The organism is Streptomyces sp. NPDC058674 (assembly GCF_042716505.1).
Classification (GTDB): Bacteria; Actinomycetota; Actinomycetes; order Streptomycetales; family Streptomycetaceae; genus Streptomyces.
In genome coordinates, this window is sequence record NZ_JBHXSC010000048.1 from 43,844 (window position 1) to 57,858 (window position 14,015).

Consider the following 14,015-nt stretch of genomic DNA (forward strand, 5'->3'; position numbering starts at 1 on the left):
TCCGTTGCACGTGACGCCCGCCACATGCACGGGTGGTCACCGCGGCCCTCCGGCCCTCCCCGTACCGCCCCTCCCCGCAGCGCCCCCTCCGGCCCGCGCCTTCCGCCCGGGTCAGAGGTCCGTCCGCAGTCGGAGCACCTCCGGTGGCGGGTGCCGGGCCGAGGTGTGGCGGACCTCCGCGGCGAGCGGGGGGTCCAGCGGCCGGAAGGGGACCTCGCCCAGTCCGATGGCGGTGACCGTGGCACCGGCCGGGGCCGCCGCGCCCCGCGCGGCCACGGCCCGCGCCACCTCGGCGCGCAGCGCGGCCGTCAGCGGGCTCGACACCAGCGGGGTCTCGTCCTCGCCGGGCAGCGCGAGGACCAGGGCGAGCGGGCGGCGCGGGCTGCCGGTGTAGCCGACCACGGCCGCGTCCCGGACGTTCGTGTGCCGGAGCTTGTGCCAGCCGCGCCGCCCGGCCGGGTAGGACTGGTCCAGCCGCTTGACCACCAGGCCCTCGATGCCGCTGGCGGGAAGGGTCTCGTACCAGGTGGCGGCCAGGTCCGGGTCGGTCGTCATCGGGACCGGCTGCAGCGGCGGCCCCAGCGGCAGCAGCAGGTCGACCAGGAGCGCCCGGCGCCGCTCGTACGGGCGGCCGCGCAGGTCCAGACCCGCTAGTTCCAGGACGTCGAAGGCGGCGTACGAGGCGGGCAGGGTTTGCGCCAGTACGGCGGCGCGCGCCGCCGTGGCCGCGGCGCGGCGCTGGACGAGCGCGAAGTCGGTGCGGCCCGCGTGCCAGACCACCACCTCGCCGTCGAGGACGGTCCCGGCGGGCAGGTGCAGGGCGGCGGCGGCCAGGTCGGGGAAGGCGGCGGTCACGATCCGGCCGGAGCGCGCCTGGAGCACCACGTCGGTCTCCGACCGCAGGACGACGAGGCGGTGGCCGTCGAACTTCGGCTCGTACGCCAGCCCCGCCCCGCGGGGCAGGGTCCGTACGGCGGCGGCCAGCGCGACGCGGATCACGGCCGCCGCCGTCCGCGCGGGCCGGGGGAACCGGGCGGCGGGGGGAGCCGGCCGGCCCGGTTCAGGTTGATCAGAGGGCCGAAGAGGTCTCCGTCGAGGGCGAGTCGGGGCGGGATGTCGTCGGCGAGGAAGACCAGTTCGGCGGCGGTGCGGCAGGCGGCGACCTCGTCCCAGGAGACGGGGGCGGAGACGGTGGGGCGGGCGCGCGCACGGAGGGTGTAGGGGGCGGCGGTGGTCTTGGCCGCGGCGTTCTGGCTGTGGTCGACGAAGACCTTGCCCGGGCGCAGGTTCTTCGCCATGCGGTGCACGACGAGGCCGGGGAGCTCGCGCTCGGCCTCCTGGGCGAGCTGCTTCGCGTACGCGGACACGTGCTCGGACGGGGTGGGTTCCAGCGGCACGGCCAGGTGGAGGCCTTTGGAGCCGGAGGTCTTGGCGTACGCGTGGAGTCCGTCGGCGGTGAGGCGCTCGCGCAGCCACAGGGCGGCGGCGCAGCACTCGACGACGGTGGCGGGCGGGCCGGGGTCGAGGTCGAGGATCAGGCGGTCGGCGACGGCGGGGCTGCCGGCCGGCCACTGGGGGGTGTGGAACTCCACGACGAGGTTGGCCGCCCACATGAGGGTGGCCATGTCGGCGACGACCACCTGGGCGGCGGACACGTCCTCGGAGCGGGGCACGGGGGTGGTCTTCACCCAGTCGGGTGTGCCGGGCGGCGGATTCTTGGTGAAGAAGAGCTGGCCGTCCGGGCCGTCGGGGTAGCGCAGGAAGGAGACCGGACGGTTGTGGATGTGGGCGAGCAGGGAGCCCGCGACCGTGGCGTAGTAGTGGAGCACCTCGCCCTTGGTGAAGCCGGTCTCCGGGTAGAGGACCTTGTCGAGGTTGCTGAGCGAGATGCGACGGCCCTCCACCAATGTGATCGGCGTCATACGATGAGATTGCCACGAAACAGGAGGAACCGTGCGATCCATTTGGAACGGGGCGATCTCCTTCGGCCTGGTCAGCATCCCGATCAAGCTCGTGAACGCCACCGAGAGCCATTCGATCTCCTTCCGCCAGATCCACCTCGCCGACGGCGGACGGGTCCGCTACCGCAAGGTGTGCGAGTTGGACGGCGAGGAGGTGTCGAGCGCGGAGATCGGCAAGGGGTACGAGGAGGGCGACGGGTCGATCATTCCGATCACCGACGACGACCTGGCGCAGCTTCCGCTGTCCACGGCGAAGACGATCGAGATCATGTCGTTCGTCCCGGCGGACGAGATCGATCCGCTGCAGATGGACGCGGCGTACTACCTCGCGGCGAACGGGGCGACGGCGGCGAAGCCGTACACGCTGCTGCGGGAGGCGCTGAAGCGGAGCCGGAAGGTCGCGATCGCCAAGTACGCGCTGCGCGGGCGGGAGCGGTTGGGCATGCTGCGGGTGGTCGACGACGTGATCGCGATGCACGGGCTGCTGTGGCCGGACGAGATCCGGGCGCCGGAGGGGGTGGCCCCGGAGGGGTCCGTGGCGGTACGGGAGGCCGAACTCGACCTGGCGGACGCGCTGATGGCGACGCTGGGCGAGGTGGAGATGGCCTCGCTGCACGACGACTACCGGGACGCGGTGGAGGCGATGATCGCGGCGAAGGCGGGTGGGGCCTTCGAACCGGCGGAGGCGGCGGCGGAACCGGCCGGCGGGCAGGTGATCGACCTGATGGCGGCGCTGGAGAACAGCGTACGGGCGGCGAAGGCCTCGCGGGGCGAGCCGGGGGGCGGTACGCGTGGCGGCGGCGGGGCGGAGGGTGAGAAGGAGGGTGAGGCGGAGGCGGAGGTGACGCCGATCCGGCGGAAGGCGGCGGCGTCGCCGAAGGAGGTCGGCGGCAAGAAGTCGACGGCGAAGACGGCCAAGAAGACGGCTGGGGCCGGGACTGCGTCCGCGACGAAGAAGACCACGGCGACGGCCAAGTCCGCGAAGTCCACGAAGTCCGCGGCGTCCGGCAAGGCGGGGGCGACCAAGTCCACGGCGGGGAAGGCGGCTTCGGCGACCGCCAAGAAGACGGCGGCCACGACGAAGAAGGCCGCCCCGGCCGCCCGCAAGCGCACCTCGGCCTGACGCGGCCCGCCCGGCGGCGGGCGGGGGCGGTGCCGCTACCCCCCGGCGGCCGGGCCCCGGCCGCCGGGGGGGTGGTGTGCCGCTACGGGGGTGGCCCGAGGGCGGTGCCGACGCAGGGCGCGGGGCCGCCGGACGGGGGCCCGTAGGCCGGGCAGGTCGGGCAGGTCGGGCGGGTGCCCGTAGGCCGGGCAGGCCGGGCAGGCCGGGCAGGCCGGGCGAGCGTGCGGGCCGGTCGGGTCGGGTCCGGTCGGGTCGGGTCCGGGTGGGTCGGGCAGGCCGGGCGAGCGTGCGGGCCGGTCGGGTCGGGTCGGGTCCGGTTGGGTCGGACGAGCGGGCCGGGTGGGTCGGACGAGCGGGCCCGGTGGGTCGGACGAGCGGGCCGGGTGGGTGCCGACGCGCAGGGCGCGGGCGGACCCGGCAGCGGCCTCGGCACGGCGAGGGCCGGTCAGCCGGGGGCGGGTCTCTTCCGGGCGCGGGTGGGCTCGGGGGCGGGGTCTGGACGTGCGGAGCGTTCGGGGGCGGTCAGGTATCCGGGGTGAGCCAGGTTCTCGTGTCGCGGGCGCGGGCGAACAGGGCCTCGACGTCCGGGGGTTCCAGAGCGGCGGGCAGGCGGGCGAGGTCCGCAGCGGCCGTCGGGGGCTGGAGGACGCGGACGTCCCGGACCGTGGGCGCCACCTCGATGCGCGAGGCGTCGACCACCGCGAGGGCCGGGGTCACCCGGGTCGACAGGGCCCGGCCGGCGCGGACGGCCGCACAGCGGACCCAGCGCGTGTCCGGGCGGGCTTCCGCCCGGCCGACCGCGAGCAGCAGGTCGCCGACCGCGGCGCGCTGTCGGCGGCCCGGGACCGTACGGACGCAGAAGACCCCCGCCGGTCCGATCAGCAGGTGGTCGACGCGGCCCAACCCGGGGAGCGGCACGCAGTGCACGGTCCGCCAGCCCGTCGGCTCCAAGGCGTCGAAGGCGTCTCCCGCCCGTTGCCGGGCGGTCAGGTCCTGGCGGAGGCGGTGGCGCGCCCGGGTGCCGGCCGTCCCGTGGTCCAGCTCCCCCAGCAGGCTTTCGCCGGGGCGGTTCGGGGCCAGGTCCGCGTCCGGCGGGAGGGCCAGGCGCCGCAGGTCCGCCGCGGAGGGGACGGGGGGCGGTCCGATCGAGACGCGGCCGCTCAGGTAGGGGCGGAGCACCCGCAGGACCGCCTCGCGGTGGTCGTCCGCGAGGACGCTGATCCGGTTGGCCTGACGGTCGTACCAGGCCACGGCCTGCCCGTCGGGCAGGTTGACGTACAGCCGCCCGTGGCCGGGGCGGCCGCTCGGCAGTACCTTCAGTCCCCTCATCGCCCTCACCCCCGCCTTCCATGGGAACAGCCGGGGACTCCCGGGGCAATCCCCCGGCTGTGTAACGACTCCGACGGGACCCTGCGACACCGCTGTTACACGAACGGGGCTCGGCCGCAACGGCCGCCGCCTACGTTGGTCCCACCTGGACCCGCCAGGCTCCGAGCAGCATCGAGGGACCTCCCGTGAGCACCGTCAGCCGCCGCACTCTCGTCCGCGCCGCCGCCGTCGCCGCGGCCGCGTGCGCCGGAAGCCTGCTGGCGCTCCCGGCCGCCGCGGCGCTGGCCGAGGGGGTGCCCGCGGCCTCGTCCGCGCACTCCGCGGAACCGCAGCGGAGCCTGGTCAAGAGCCTGTCCCTGGCGGACGGCGCATCCACCGCGAGGGTGTACCGGATCGCCGGGGGCGCCTACCAGGCCGACATCCTGGACGCCGACGGCCGCACGGCGGCCACCCTGACCAGCCGCGACGGAATCGCGGACGTCGGCCGCGCCGGGGACCTGCACGCCTCGCTGGACGCCGACGGGCGGCTGACCTCCTGGATGGGCGACGCCCCCGCCCGGGGCACCGGGCACGCGGTCGCCGGCGACGGCTACAAGACCGGCACGCGCAGCGGCCGTGCCGTCCCGGCCTCGGCGCCCCGGACGGGCGGCGGCAACGACAGCAGCAACGGCGGTCGTGGCAGCGGCGGCGTCAGTGGCGGCGTGGGCGGCAACCCGGCCACCGGCTACGGCACCGGGGCCGGGGCCGTCGCCACCGGGCCGGTCGACGCGCTGCGCCTGAACACCCTGGCCGACGAGCCGGGCGAGGGCCTCCTGCTGCTCGCGGCAGGCGGCGGCATCGCGGCCGTCGGCGCCGCCGGGCTCGGTTTCGCGATGCTGCGGCGCGGGCGCACCGAGGGCTGACGGCCTGCCGCCCCCGGCGTCGGGCCGCTGTCTGACACGCTGGACAATAGGGTCGTACCTCCGCATAAGGTTGACACGACGGACACCTCCCGTCTCCGTACCGTTGCCGACCAGGAGGACGCCGGGCGCCGTGAACCCGTACCGCACGCTCCTCCTGCGATCCCGGACCGGCCGCCGCTCCGCCCTCGGCTGCGCCCTGCTCGCGTGCTGCCTGCTTCCGGTGCTCGCGGGCTGTGGTGACGACGGCGAGCTCGCCGGCGCGGGGGCGACCCCGACCGCCAGCGGCCCCGTCCACCTGTGGCCCGGGCGCCAGGGGGCGGCCGTACCGCCCGCGGACCCGGGCGGGGCCCCGCCGCAGTACGTGCAGGGGATCGCGCCGGTGCGCAACCAGAACGTGCACGACGTGGACCCGGTGGCCCTCGTCCAGGCCGAGGTACACGCCTATCCCAACGCGGACGTCGGTCCCGACGGGATGCCGCCGGAGACGGTCGCGGCGATCCGCGCGTGCGGGCAGGAGGGGGCGCAGTGCCCGGTGCTGGCGCCGTACTACCGCGATCTGACCGGCAACGGACGGGACGAGCTGATCGTCGGAATCGAGCTCCCGGAGCGGATGATGTCCGTCCGCGTCTACACGGCCGACTCCGACGGCCGGCTCAACCGGATCATGGCCACGACGGACGCCGTGATCGGCGTGGAGCTGGCCGGGCGGGACGTGATCCTGCGGGTGCCCAGCGGGAACAACGGCTACGAGCTGATCACCGCCTGGTCCTGGGACGGGCGTCAGCGCACCATGCTGCCGACGCGCGAGCAGATCGTACGGGTGCCGGCGGGCCGGCCGACCACGGCCGGCCCGGTGCGCCCCGGGGCCGGGCCGGTGCGCCCCGGGCCGGTGCGCCCCGGGCCGGTGCGCCCCGGGCCGGTGCGCCCCGGGCCGTCGGCTCCCGGGCCGTCGGCCTCAGACTCCTCCGGCTCCTCCGGCTCCTCCGGCTCCTCCGGGGCGAGTACGCCGTGAGTCTGCGGCTGCCCGCGTGGACGGCCACGCTGACCTGGAAGTCCGTCTGTTTCATCGTGGGGATGTGCTGCTCGCTGGCGGCCGTCCTGGGTGTGCTCGTCCACGTGGAGGTGACGCGGCAGACCGTCTCGACGGCCCGGGAGAAGGCGCTCGGCAAACTGCACGAGGCCTCGCAGGCCTACGAGGCCGGCGGGCCGCTGCCGCCCGAGTCCGGGCTGGACCCGGACGGGCTCCCCCCGCGGCTGCGGGCGCTGGCGGTCGGCGGACACCGCGGGACGGTCGTGGCCGACCACCGGGGTCGACCCGTGATGTGGGCGGCCGCACCGGCCGACGGGCGGGCGCTGGCCACCGCCGTCGACTACGGGCAGAGCGCGCGGACGATCAACGGCCTGGACAACGCGATCATCGGCTCCTCGGCGCTGGCGATCGGCGGGACGCTGCTGGTGGGCGCCTTCGCCGTGACCCGGGTGACGCGGCGGCTCCACCAGACGGCGACGGTGGCCCGGCGGATCACCCGGGGCGACCTCGACGCCCGGGTGGGCGACCCGCGCACCAGGGACCCGTCGCGGCACCAGGACGAGGTGGCGACGGTCGCCGCGGCGCTGGACACGATGGCGGGGAGCCTGCAGGCGAAGCTGGAGAGCGAGCGCCGGTTCACGGCGGACGTGGCGCACGAGCTCCGTACGCCGCTGACCGGGTTGCAGGCGGCCTCGGAGCTCCTGCCGGAGGGGCGGCCGACGGAGCTGGTGCAGGAGCGGGTGCGCACGATGCGGCAGTTGACGGAGGACCTGCTGGAGATCTCCCGGCTGGACTCGGGCAGCGAGGCGGTCGAAACGGACCTGCACCAGTTGGAGCGGCTGGTACGGCGGGTGGTGCGGGCGTCCGGCACGGAGACGGACGTCGTGGTCGTGAGGGACGCGCACGTGGAGACGGACCGGCGGCGGCTCGAACGGGTGCTGGGGAACCTGGTCGCGAACGCGCACCGGCACGGCCGGGCGCCGGTGGTGGTGACGGTGGACGGGCCGGTGGTGACCGTACGGGACCACGGGGACGGCTTCCCGGACTACCTCGTGGCGCACGGACCGCAGCGCTTCCGCAGCGGGGGGAACGGGAAGGGCCACGGGCTCGGGCTGACGATCGCGGCGGGGCAGGCGGAGGCGATCGGCGCGCGGCTGACGTTCGGCGGGGCGCAGGGCGGCGGCGCGTTGGCGGTACTGACGCTACCGGGGACGTAGGGCCCCGGTCCCCCCGCCGGACGGAGGCGCCGGCGCGGATGCCGGCCCCGGTCAGGGGCGGGGCGGTTTGGTCCAGGGCCAGCGGGGGCGCGGCTTGGTGCCGGTGGGGCGGAAGGCGTACTTCCAGCCCTTCTGGAGGCCCAGCCGCTTCGTGTATCCCGACGGGACGCGCTCGTACAGCAGCACCGTGGGCGGGCCCTCGGGCGCCGGGACCGGGATTTCGTACCACTTCGGGGGGTGCCCCGTCGGGCCGAGCAGGACCGGGAGGACCCGGCCGTCCATCGGGCCGCCCTCGAAGGGGGTCGGTTGGCTTCTCACCCCACCAGTGTCACAGCAGGTGGGCGGCCTCGGAGACCACGGGGATGACCCGGCGGGCCAGTACGCCGACCGGGCCGTCCGCCGACTCCAGCGCGAGGGCGGCCCGGGCCGCGGCCGCCGTTTCGGCGTCGGTGGCGGAGGTGGCGGCGAGCAGGGCGATGAACTGGTCCACCAGCCAGTCCCGGAGCGAGTCGACCTCCGGCTGCTTGCCCTCGTCGATCCAGATGAGGGAGGCCGCCTCGACGGCGGTGATCCAGGTGCGGACCATCATCCGGAGCCGGGGCCCGGGGCTGGGGGCGCCCAGGTGGTAGAGGATCTGTTCGGCGGCCGCCCTGCGGATGCCGTCCACCGTGGCCGTCGTGCGCGAGGTCTCGACGACGCTGCCGCCCTGGAGGAGGGCGGAGAAGCCGGTGTCGTGCTCGTCGACGAAGGCCAGGTAGCGGTCCAGGGCCCGGGAGAGCCGCTGGGTCAGCGGGCCCTCCTGGGGCTCGGCGAAGCACAGTTCGAGAATGTCCGCGGCCGAGCGCAGGGCGGCCTCGTAGAGCTGCTGCTTGCCGCCCGGGAAGTAGCGGTAGACGAGCGGTCGCGACACCCCCGCGGCCTCCGCGACCTCGTCCAGCGACACGTCCTCCGGCGCGCGGTGCGCGAACAGCGAGAGGGCGGCGTCGAGGAGTTGGGCTCGCCGCTCCTCGACGCCCAGTCTGCGGTAGGCCCGTACGGTCATGTCCGCAGGGTAGCCGCACCGCGTCGGCCTCAGGCCGGGAGAGCAGCCGCCTCAGGCCGGGAGAGCGACGGCCTCAGGCCCCGGAGGGCGGCCGCCTCAGGCCAGGAGGCCCGAGCTCTTCCACAGCTTCCGGCCGACCCCGCGCAGGATGCCGATGTCGTCGAGGAAGTCCGTGAGCCGCTTGGCACCGGTCTGCATGACCTCGCGCCGGTGGCCGCTCGCCCTGACCTGGGCGACGGCTTCGCGGCGGTCCAGCCCGATGTTCTCGTAGACGTTCGGGTTCACGAAGGCCAGCGAGAAGACGCGGGCGGCCTCACCGCAGCTGATCCGGGTGAGCTCCTGCTCCCAGCGCGGGGCGGTGAGCATCTGGCGGCGCAGTTCCTCGCGGGCGTAGCGGACGTGCCGCGCCTCCTCGATGACGTGGATGCGGGTCACGCCGCGGACCAGCGGCTGGATGCGCTCGTCCGGGAAGGTGAGGCGCTGCATCCAGTCGAGGATCTCCTCGCCGAGGAGGGTGCAGGCGAAGGAACCGGGCGTGGTGGAGACGGTCTTCAGGACGCGCGCCAGGTTGTGGTGGGTGCGGGAGACCGGGTATTCGGGTGCGCCGCCCTTCTGGATCATGCGGGCGAACATCATCGAGTGGCGGCACTCGTCGGCTATCTCGGTGAGGGCGTAGCGGACGTGGTTGCTGGTCAGCGACTTGTCGTAGATGTGCCGGACGAGCAGCTGCATGAGGATGATCTCGAACCAGATGCCGAGCGAGCCGAGCGACGCCGCCTCGTGGCGGGAGAGGTCGATGCGCTGCTCCTCCCCCATCTTCTTCCAGAGCGGGGTGTCGTAGAGCGAGAGCAGCTCCGGCGGCCAGTAGTACTTCCCCTCGATGGGCGGGGCGTCCCAGTCCAGCTCCTTGTCGGGGTCGAAGGAGTGCTTGGCCGAGGATTCGAGGAGCCGCTCGGCAATCTGCTCGCGGTCCTTGAGCAGGCCGAGAGCGTCCCTCAGGGCGGCTCGATCGGTCACCGTCGTCATGGCTTCGGACACCTCGTTCGTTGGGCTACCGGCGGTCACTGCTTATGAGACTGCTTGTCAGCAAGGTCGTCAATCCCCCGCGCACGACTTGTTGACCGCGCGTCTACCAACGTGTGACGCTGCCAACTGTCCGGTCCTGTACGGAAGTACGTGAGACGAGGGGGCGTCAGTGTCGACGCACGAGCTCTACACCAACGACCCGGGCGAAGGCGTCTGGCAGGTGCCCGCCTCCGGTTCCGCCCGCTTCAGCTGGGAGTACGACGGTGGCCGCGAGCGGCTCCTCGCCCTCTACCAGAAGGGCAAGGACAAGCAGTGGGACGGCGCCAAACGCATCGACTGGGGCATCGAGGTGGACCCGTACGACCCGCTCGGCACCCCGGACGAGGTGCTGACCCTGTACGGGACCCGGCACTGGGCCAAGCTCACCGAGAAGGACAAGGGCGAGCTGCGCCGGCACTACGCGGCATGGAACTTCAGCCAGTTCCTGCACGGCGAGCAGGGCGCGATGGTGTGCGCGGCCCGGATCGTGGAGTCCGTGCCGGACCTGGACGCGAAGTTCTACTCCGCCACCCAGACCATGGACGAGGCCCGGCACGCGGAGATCTTCGGGCGCTTCCTGCACGAGAAGGTCGGGATGCTCTACCCGATCAACGACAGCCTCCAGGGACTGCTCGGCGACACCCTGCGCGACTCCCGGTGGGACATGCCGTACCTCGGGATGCAGGTCCTCATCGAGGGCCTGGCGCTGGCCGCCTTCGGCATGATCCGCGACACGACGGACAAGCCGCTGCCGAAGCAGATCCTGGCGTACGTGATGCAGGACGAGGCCCGGCACGTGGCCTTCGGGCGGATGGCGCTGCGCGACTACTACAAGCAGCTGACGGACGCCGAGCGGCGCGAGCGCGAGGACTTCGTGATCGAGGGCTGCCACCTGATGCGGGACAGGCTGCGCGGGGTGGAGGTGCTGGAGAACTTCGGCATCCCGAGGAAGGAGGCGGAGGAGTTCAGCGAGCAGTCGGAGTTCCTGCACCTCTTCCGGAAGCTGCTGTTCAGCCGGATCGTGCCGTGCGTGAAGGACATCGGGCTCTGGGGCGAGCGACTGCAGAAGGCGTACCTGGAGATGGGCGTCTTCGAGATGGGGAACTCCAATCTGGACCTCCTGATGAGCCAGGACGAGGAGATCGCGGAGGCGTTGGACCGCGAGCGGTTCGCGCAGGAGGAGGCCGGGCGGGTCGCGGAGGTCCACGACACGATCGCCTCCGGCGCCCCCTAGCGCGGTCACCGGAAGGGTCCGCTCCCGCCAGGGGCGGACAGGGCGCTCCCGTCAGGGGGCCGACAGGCCCGCCTCCATCACCGCGCGGGCGATCGGCGCAGCCGCGCCGTTCCCGCTGATGTCGCCCCGCACCGCCGACGCGTCCTCGACCACCACCGCGACCGCCACCCCCGGCAGGCCCGTACCCTCCGCCCTCGCCCAGGAGATGAACCAGGCGTACGGCGTCCCCGCGTTGCCCACGCCGTGCTGGGCGGTGCCGGTCTTCCCCCCGACCACCACCCCCGGGATCGCGGCGTTGCGACCCGTCCCGTTCTCCACCACCTTCACCATCAGCTCCTGCATCCGCATCGCGGTGGCCGGGGTCATCGCACGGCCCAGGGAGCGCTGGTTCCCGCTGCGGACCTGGGAGCCGTCGTCCTGCGTGGTGCGGTCCACCAGGTAGGGGGACTTCAGCTCGCCCCCGTTGGCGACCGCCGCCGCCACCATCGCCATCTGGAGCGGGGTCGCCCGGGTGTTGAACTGCCCGATCGAGGAAAGCGCCAGCTGGTCCCGGCTCATGTCGGTGTCGAAGTTCGACCGGGACACCCACGACGGCACCCGCAGCCCCTCCGCGTTGAACCCGAAGCGCTGCGCCGCCGCCACCATCCCCCGCAGCCCGACCCGCACGCCGATCTTCGCCATCACCGTGTTGCACGACCACTGCACCGCGTCCGCCATCGAGGCGTCCTCGCAGCCCGTGCCCGCGTTCGGCAGCAGCGTGCTGGTCCCGGGCAGCGGGTAGGGGTCGGGGGTGTCGGTCGGCGCGTCCACGTCGGTGACCGCACCGGAGTCCAGGGCGGCGGCCGCCGTCACGATCTTGAAGGTGGACCCCGGCGGATACGTCTCGCGCAGCGCCCGGTTGAGCATCGGCCTGGCCGGATCGGCGTTCAGCCGGTCCCAGGCCTCCTTGACCCGCGGGCCGGTGCCCGACAGCACGGCCGGGTCGTAGGAGGGGCTGCTGACCAGCGCGAGGATCCTCCCGGTGGCCGGTTCCACCGCGGCCACCGCCCCGCGCTTGCCGGCGAGACCGGCGTACGCGGCCCGCTGCATCCCGGCCCGGAGGGTGGTGAGGGCGTTCCCCCCGCCCGGGCGGCCGCGGGTGAGGTCGTACCAGAGCGGGAAGGCCGACAGCCCCGGGTCGGTCCCCGACAGGACCGCGTCCTCGGCGCGCTCGACGAAGCTGGTCCCGTACGTCTGGGAGGAGTATCCGGTGACCGGTGCGTAGAGCGGCCCGTTCGCGTACGTCCTCTCGAAGCGCAGGAGTTGGCCGCTGTCCCGGGAGCCGGTGACCGGCCGCCCCTCGACCAGGATGTCCCCGCGCGGTTCGGCGTACCGCTCGATGACGGGGCGCTTGTTGGCCGGGTTCGCGCCGTAGCCGGCGGACTCCCAGACCTGCACCCGGGCGATGTTCACCAGCAGGGCGACCAGCAGCAGGGCGCAGAAGTACGCGCACCAGCGGATGTAGCGGATCACGCCGGGGCCTCCTGCGGCTCGGGCCTGCGGGCGCTGTCGCTGAGCCGGACCAGCAGGGCGACGATGATCCAGTTCGTGACGACGGAGGAGCCGCCCTGGGCCAGGAAGGGCATCGCCATGCCCGTGAGCGGGATCAGCCCGGTGACCCCGCCGGCGATGACGAACACCTGGAGGGCGACGATCGAGGCGAGCCCGGTGGCCAGCAGCCGGCCGAAGGGGTCGCGCAGGGCGAGGCCGGCGCGGAATCCGCGGGAGACGAGGAGCCCGTACAGGAGCAGGATCGCGGTGAGGCCGACGAGGCCGAGCTCCTCGCCCGCCGTGGCCAGGATGAAGTCCGACTTGGCGGCGAAGCCGATGAGGAAGGACTGGCCGTGCCCGAGGCCGGCCCCGAGGAGGCCGCCGGCGCCGAACGCGAAGAGGGACTGGGCCAGCTGGCCCGGGCCCTCGCCGCGCTCGATGGAGGCGAAAGGATTCAGCCAGTCGTCCACGCGGCTGTTCACGTGCGGTTCGAAGGTCCCGACGGCGTACGCGCCCAGCCCGGCCAGGACCAGGCCGATCGCGATCCAGCCGATCCGCCCGGTGGCGGTGAACAGCATGATCACGAACAGTCCGAAGAAGAGCAGCGAGGTGCCGAGGTCCCGCTCCAGGATCAGGACGCCGACGCTGAGCAGCCAGATCGCGAGGATCGGCCCGAGCACACGGCCGGGCAGGAGCCGGAGCTTCCAGAACAGCGTGCGGCCGGTGAGCGCGAGCGCGGTGCGGTTCGCGGCGAGGTAGGCGGCGAAGAAGAGGGCGAGCAGGATCTTGGCGAACTCCCCCGGCTGGAAGGACAGGCCGGCGAACCGGATCCAGATGTGCGCGCCGTTGACCGCCGGGAAGAAGACGGGGACCAGCATCAGGGCGAGGGCGGCGGCGACGGAGAGGTACGCGTACCGCTGGAGCACCCGGTGGTCGCGGAGCAGCACGACGACGAGCACGAAGAGCGCCAGCCCGAGTGCGGACCAGAGGAGTTGGTCGTCGGCGGTGAGGTGGGCCGGGGTGGTCACGTCGAGGCGCTGGATGAGGACGAGGCCGAGGCCGTTGAGCAGTACGGCGATCGGGAGCACGAGGGGGTCGGCGTACGGAGCCCGCAGCCGCACGGCGAGGTGTGCGACCAGCGCGGCGGCGGCGAGGCCGGCGGCGTAGCGGTCGGCGGAGCGGGGCACGTGGCCGGTGGTGGCCAAGCCGACGTGGAGATGACCGAGGACGGCGATCAGGACGGCGCCGCAGAGGAGCGCGAGCTCGACGCCGCGGCGCCGGGGGGCGCGGGCATCGGGAGGCGGGGGCGCGGGCTCCGCCACCTTCGCCGTCAGAGCGGTCATGTGGGAAACGTAGCAAGCGGACGGAGGGTATGTCCGCTTATGTCATGAGGTGCCGAAGAGTCGTCACAAACGGTCGGAAGGGGGGTGGGGGCGGGGCGGGGGTGGTGGGGGCGGGGGCTTCGGCGGGGCGGGAATGGACAGGTATGGGGGTTTCCCGTCAGTCTCATCGTCTCTCCGGGTCGGGCCGGTCCCTCAAGGGCGCTCCTCCTTCGTCGTCGCGTCGCTTCGCGATGGCCTTC

Annotated in this window: 13 protein-coding genes; 5 read left to right on the top strand and 8 right to left on the bottom strand. The window is 73.9% G+C overall.

Annotation, left to right across the window (positions count from 1 at the left end; genetic code table 11):
* Positions 1–111 precede the first annotated feature (111 nt).
* Both ACFWU6_RS23215 and ligD read right to left on the bottom strand, forming a co-directional pair.
* Positions 112–996: an ATP-dependent DNA ligase gene (locus ACFWU6_RS23215; RefSeq protein ID WP_383803654.1), complete on the bottom strand. Its 885-nt coding sequence runs from the start codon at positions 994–996 to the stop codon at positions 112–114.
* The gene (ligD, locus tag ACFWU6_RS23220) at positions 996–1,922 is read right to left on the bottom strand and encodes a non-homologous end-joining DNA ligase (RefSeq protein WP_383803618.1); all 927 of its coding nucleotides are present in this window, start codon (positions 1,920–1,922) and stop codon (positions 996–998) included. Before ligD ends, ACFWU6_RS23215 begins: the two co-directional genes overlap by 1 nt.
* A 31-nt stretch (positions 1,923–1,953) precedes the next feature.
* Between ligD and ACFWU6_RS23225 the strand changes: the two genes are divergently transcribed.
* Positions 1,954–3,084 (top strand): Ku protein, encoded by a 1,131-nt coding sequence (locus ACFWU6_RS23225; protein ID WP_383803620.1) that lies wholly within the window; start codon positions 1,954–1,956, stop codon positions 3,082–3,084.
* A gap of 522 nt (positions 3,085–3,606) precedes the next feature.
* Here the strand turns inward: ACFWU6_RS23225 and ACFWU6_RS23230 are convergent.
* Positions 3,607–4,413 carry a nuclease-related domain-containing protein gene (locus ACFWU6_RS23230; RefSeq protein WP_383803622.1) on the bottom strand — a complete coding sequence of 269 codons (807 nt, stop codon included), beginning with the start codon at positions 4,411–4,413 and terminating at the stop codon, positions 3,607–3,609.
* Positions 4,414–4,598: 185 nt separating this feature from the next.
* On the opposite strand from ACFWU6_RS23230, the gene ACFWU6_RS23235 reads away from it, so the two are divergent.
* The 3 genes from ACFWU6_RS23235 to ACFWU6_RS23245 all read left to right on the top strand — a co-directional run bounded on the left by ACFWU6_RS23235 (position 4,599) and on the right by ACFWU6_RS23245 (position 7,562).
* Complete coding sequence (locus tag ACFWU6_RS23235; RefSeq protein WP_383803625.1) at positions 4,599–5,315, top strand: hypothetical protein; 717 nt, start codon at positions 4,599–4,601, stop codon at positions 5,313–5,315.
* A 130-nt stretch (positions 5,316–5,445) separates the two neighbouring features.
* Positions 5,446–6,327: a hypothetical protein gene (locus ACFWU6_RS23240; protein WP_383803627.1), complete on the top strand. Its 882-nt coding sequence runs from the start codon at positions 5,446–5,448 to the stop codon at positions 6,325–6,327.
* Positions 6,324–7,562, top strand: coding sequence for a histidine kinase dimerization/phospho-acceptor domain-containing protein (locus tag ACFWU6_RS23245; protein ID WP_383982849.1), 1,239 nt, complete (start codon positions 6,324–6,326; stop codon positions 7,560–7,562). The genes ACFWU6_RS23240 and ACFWU6_RS23245 overlap by 4 nt, the downstream gene beginning before the upstream one ends.
* A 51-nt stretch (positions 7,563–7,613) precedes the next feature.
* Here the strand turns inward: ACFWU6_RS23245 and ACFWU6_RS23250 are convergent, their stop codons facing one another.
* The 3 genes from ACFWU6_RS23250 to ACFWU6_RS23260 form a co-directional block, all read right to left on the bottom strand.
* Entirely contained in the window at positions 7,614–7,880 is a 267-nt protein-coding gene (locus tag ACFWU6_RS23250; protein WP_383803631.1) for a hypothetical protein, read from the bottom strand.
* 10 nt (positions 7,881–7,890) lie between these two features.
* Positions 7,891–8,604, bottom strand: coding sequence for a TetR/AcrR family transcriptional regulator (locus tag ACFWU6_RS23255; protein WP_383803633.1), 714 nt, complete (start codon positions 8,602–8,604; stop codon positions 7,891–7,893).
* Between the two features lie 96 nt (positions 8,605–8,700).
* Complete coding sequence (locus ACFWU6_RS23260) at positions 8,701–9,630, bottom strand: diiron oxygenase (protein WP_383803634.1); 930 nt, start codon at positions 9,628–9,630, stop codon at positions 8,701–8,703.
* Between the two features lie 169 nt (positions 9,631–9,799).
* Between ACFWU6_RS23260 and ACFWU6_RS23265 the strand changes: the two genes are divergently transcribed.
* A complete protein-coding gene (locus ACFWU6_RS23265) occupies positions 9,800–10,903 on the top strand; it encodes a ferritin-like domain-containing protein (RefSeq protein ID WP_383803636.1) in 1,104 nt (367 codons plus the stop codon).
* A gap of 51 nt (positions 10,904–10,954) precedes the next feature.
* Here the strand turns inward: ACFWU6_RS23265 and ACFWU6_RS23270 are convergent, their stop codons facing one another.
* Together ACFWU6_RS23270 and ACFWU6_RS23275 are read right to left on the bottom strand one after the other, a co-directional pair.
* Positions 10,955–12,415: a penicillin-binding transpeptidase domain-containing protein gene (locus tag ACFWU6_RS23270; RefSeq protein WP_383803638.1), complete on the bottom strand. Its 1,461-nt coding sequence runs from the start codon at positions 12,413–12,415 to the stop codon at positions 10,955–10,957.
* The gene (locus ACFWU6_RS23275) at positions 12,412–13,776 is read right to left on the bottom strand and encodes an FtsW/RodA/SpoVE family cell cycle protein (protein WP_383982851.1); all 1,365 of its coding nucleotides are present in this window, start codon (positions 13,774–13,776) and stop codon (positions 12,412–12,414) included. The genes ACFWU6_RS23270 and ACFWU6_RS23275 overlap by 4 nt, the downstream gene beginning before the upstream one ends.
* Between the last annotated feature and the right edge of the window lie 239 nt (positions 13,777–14,015).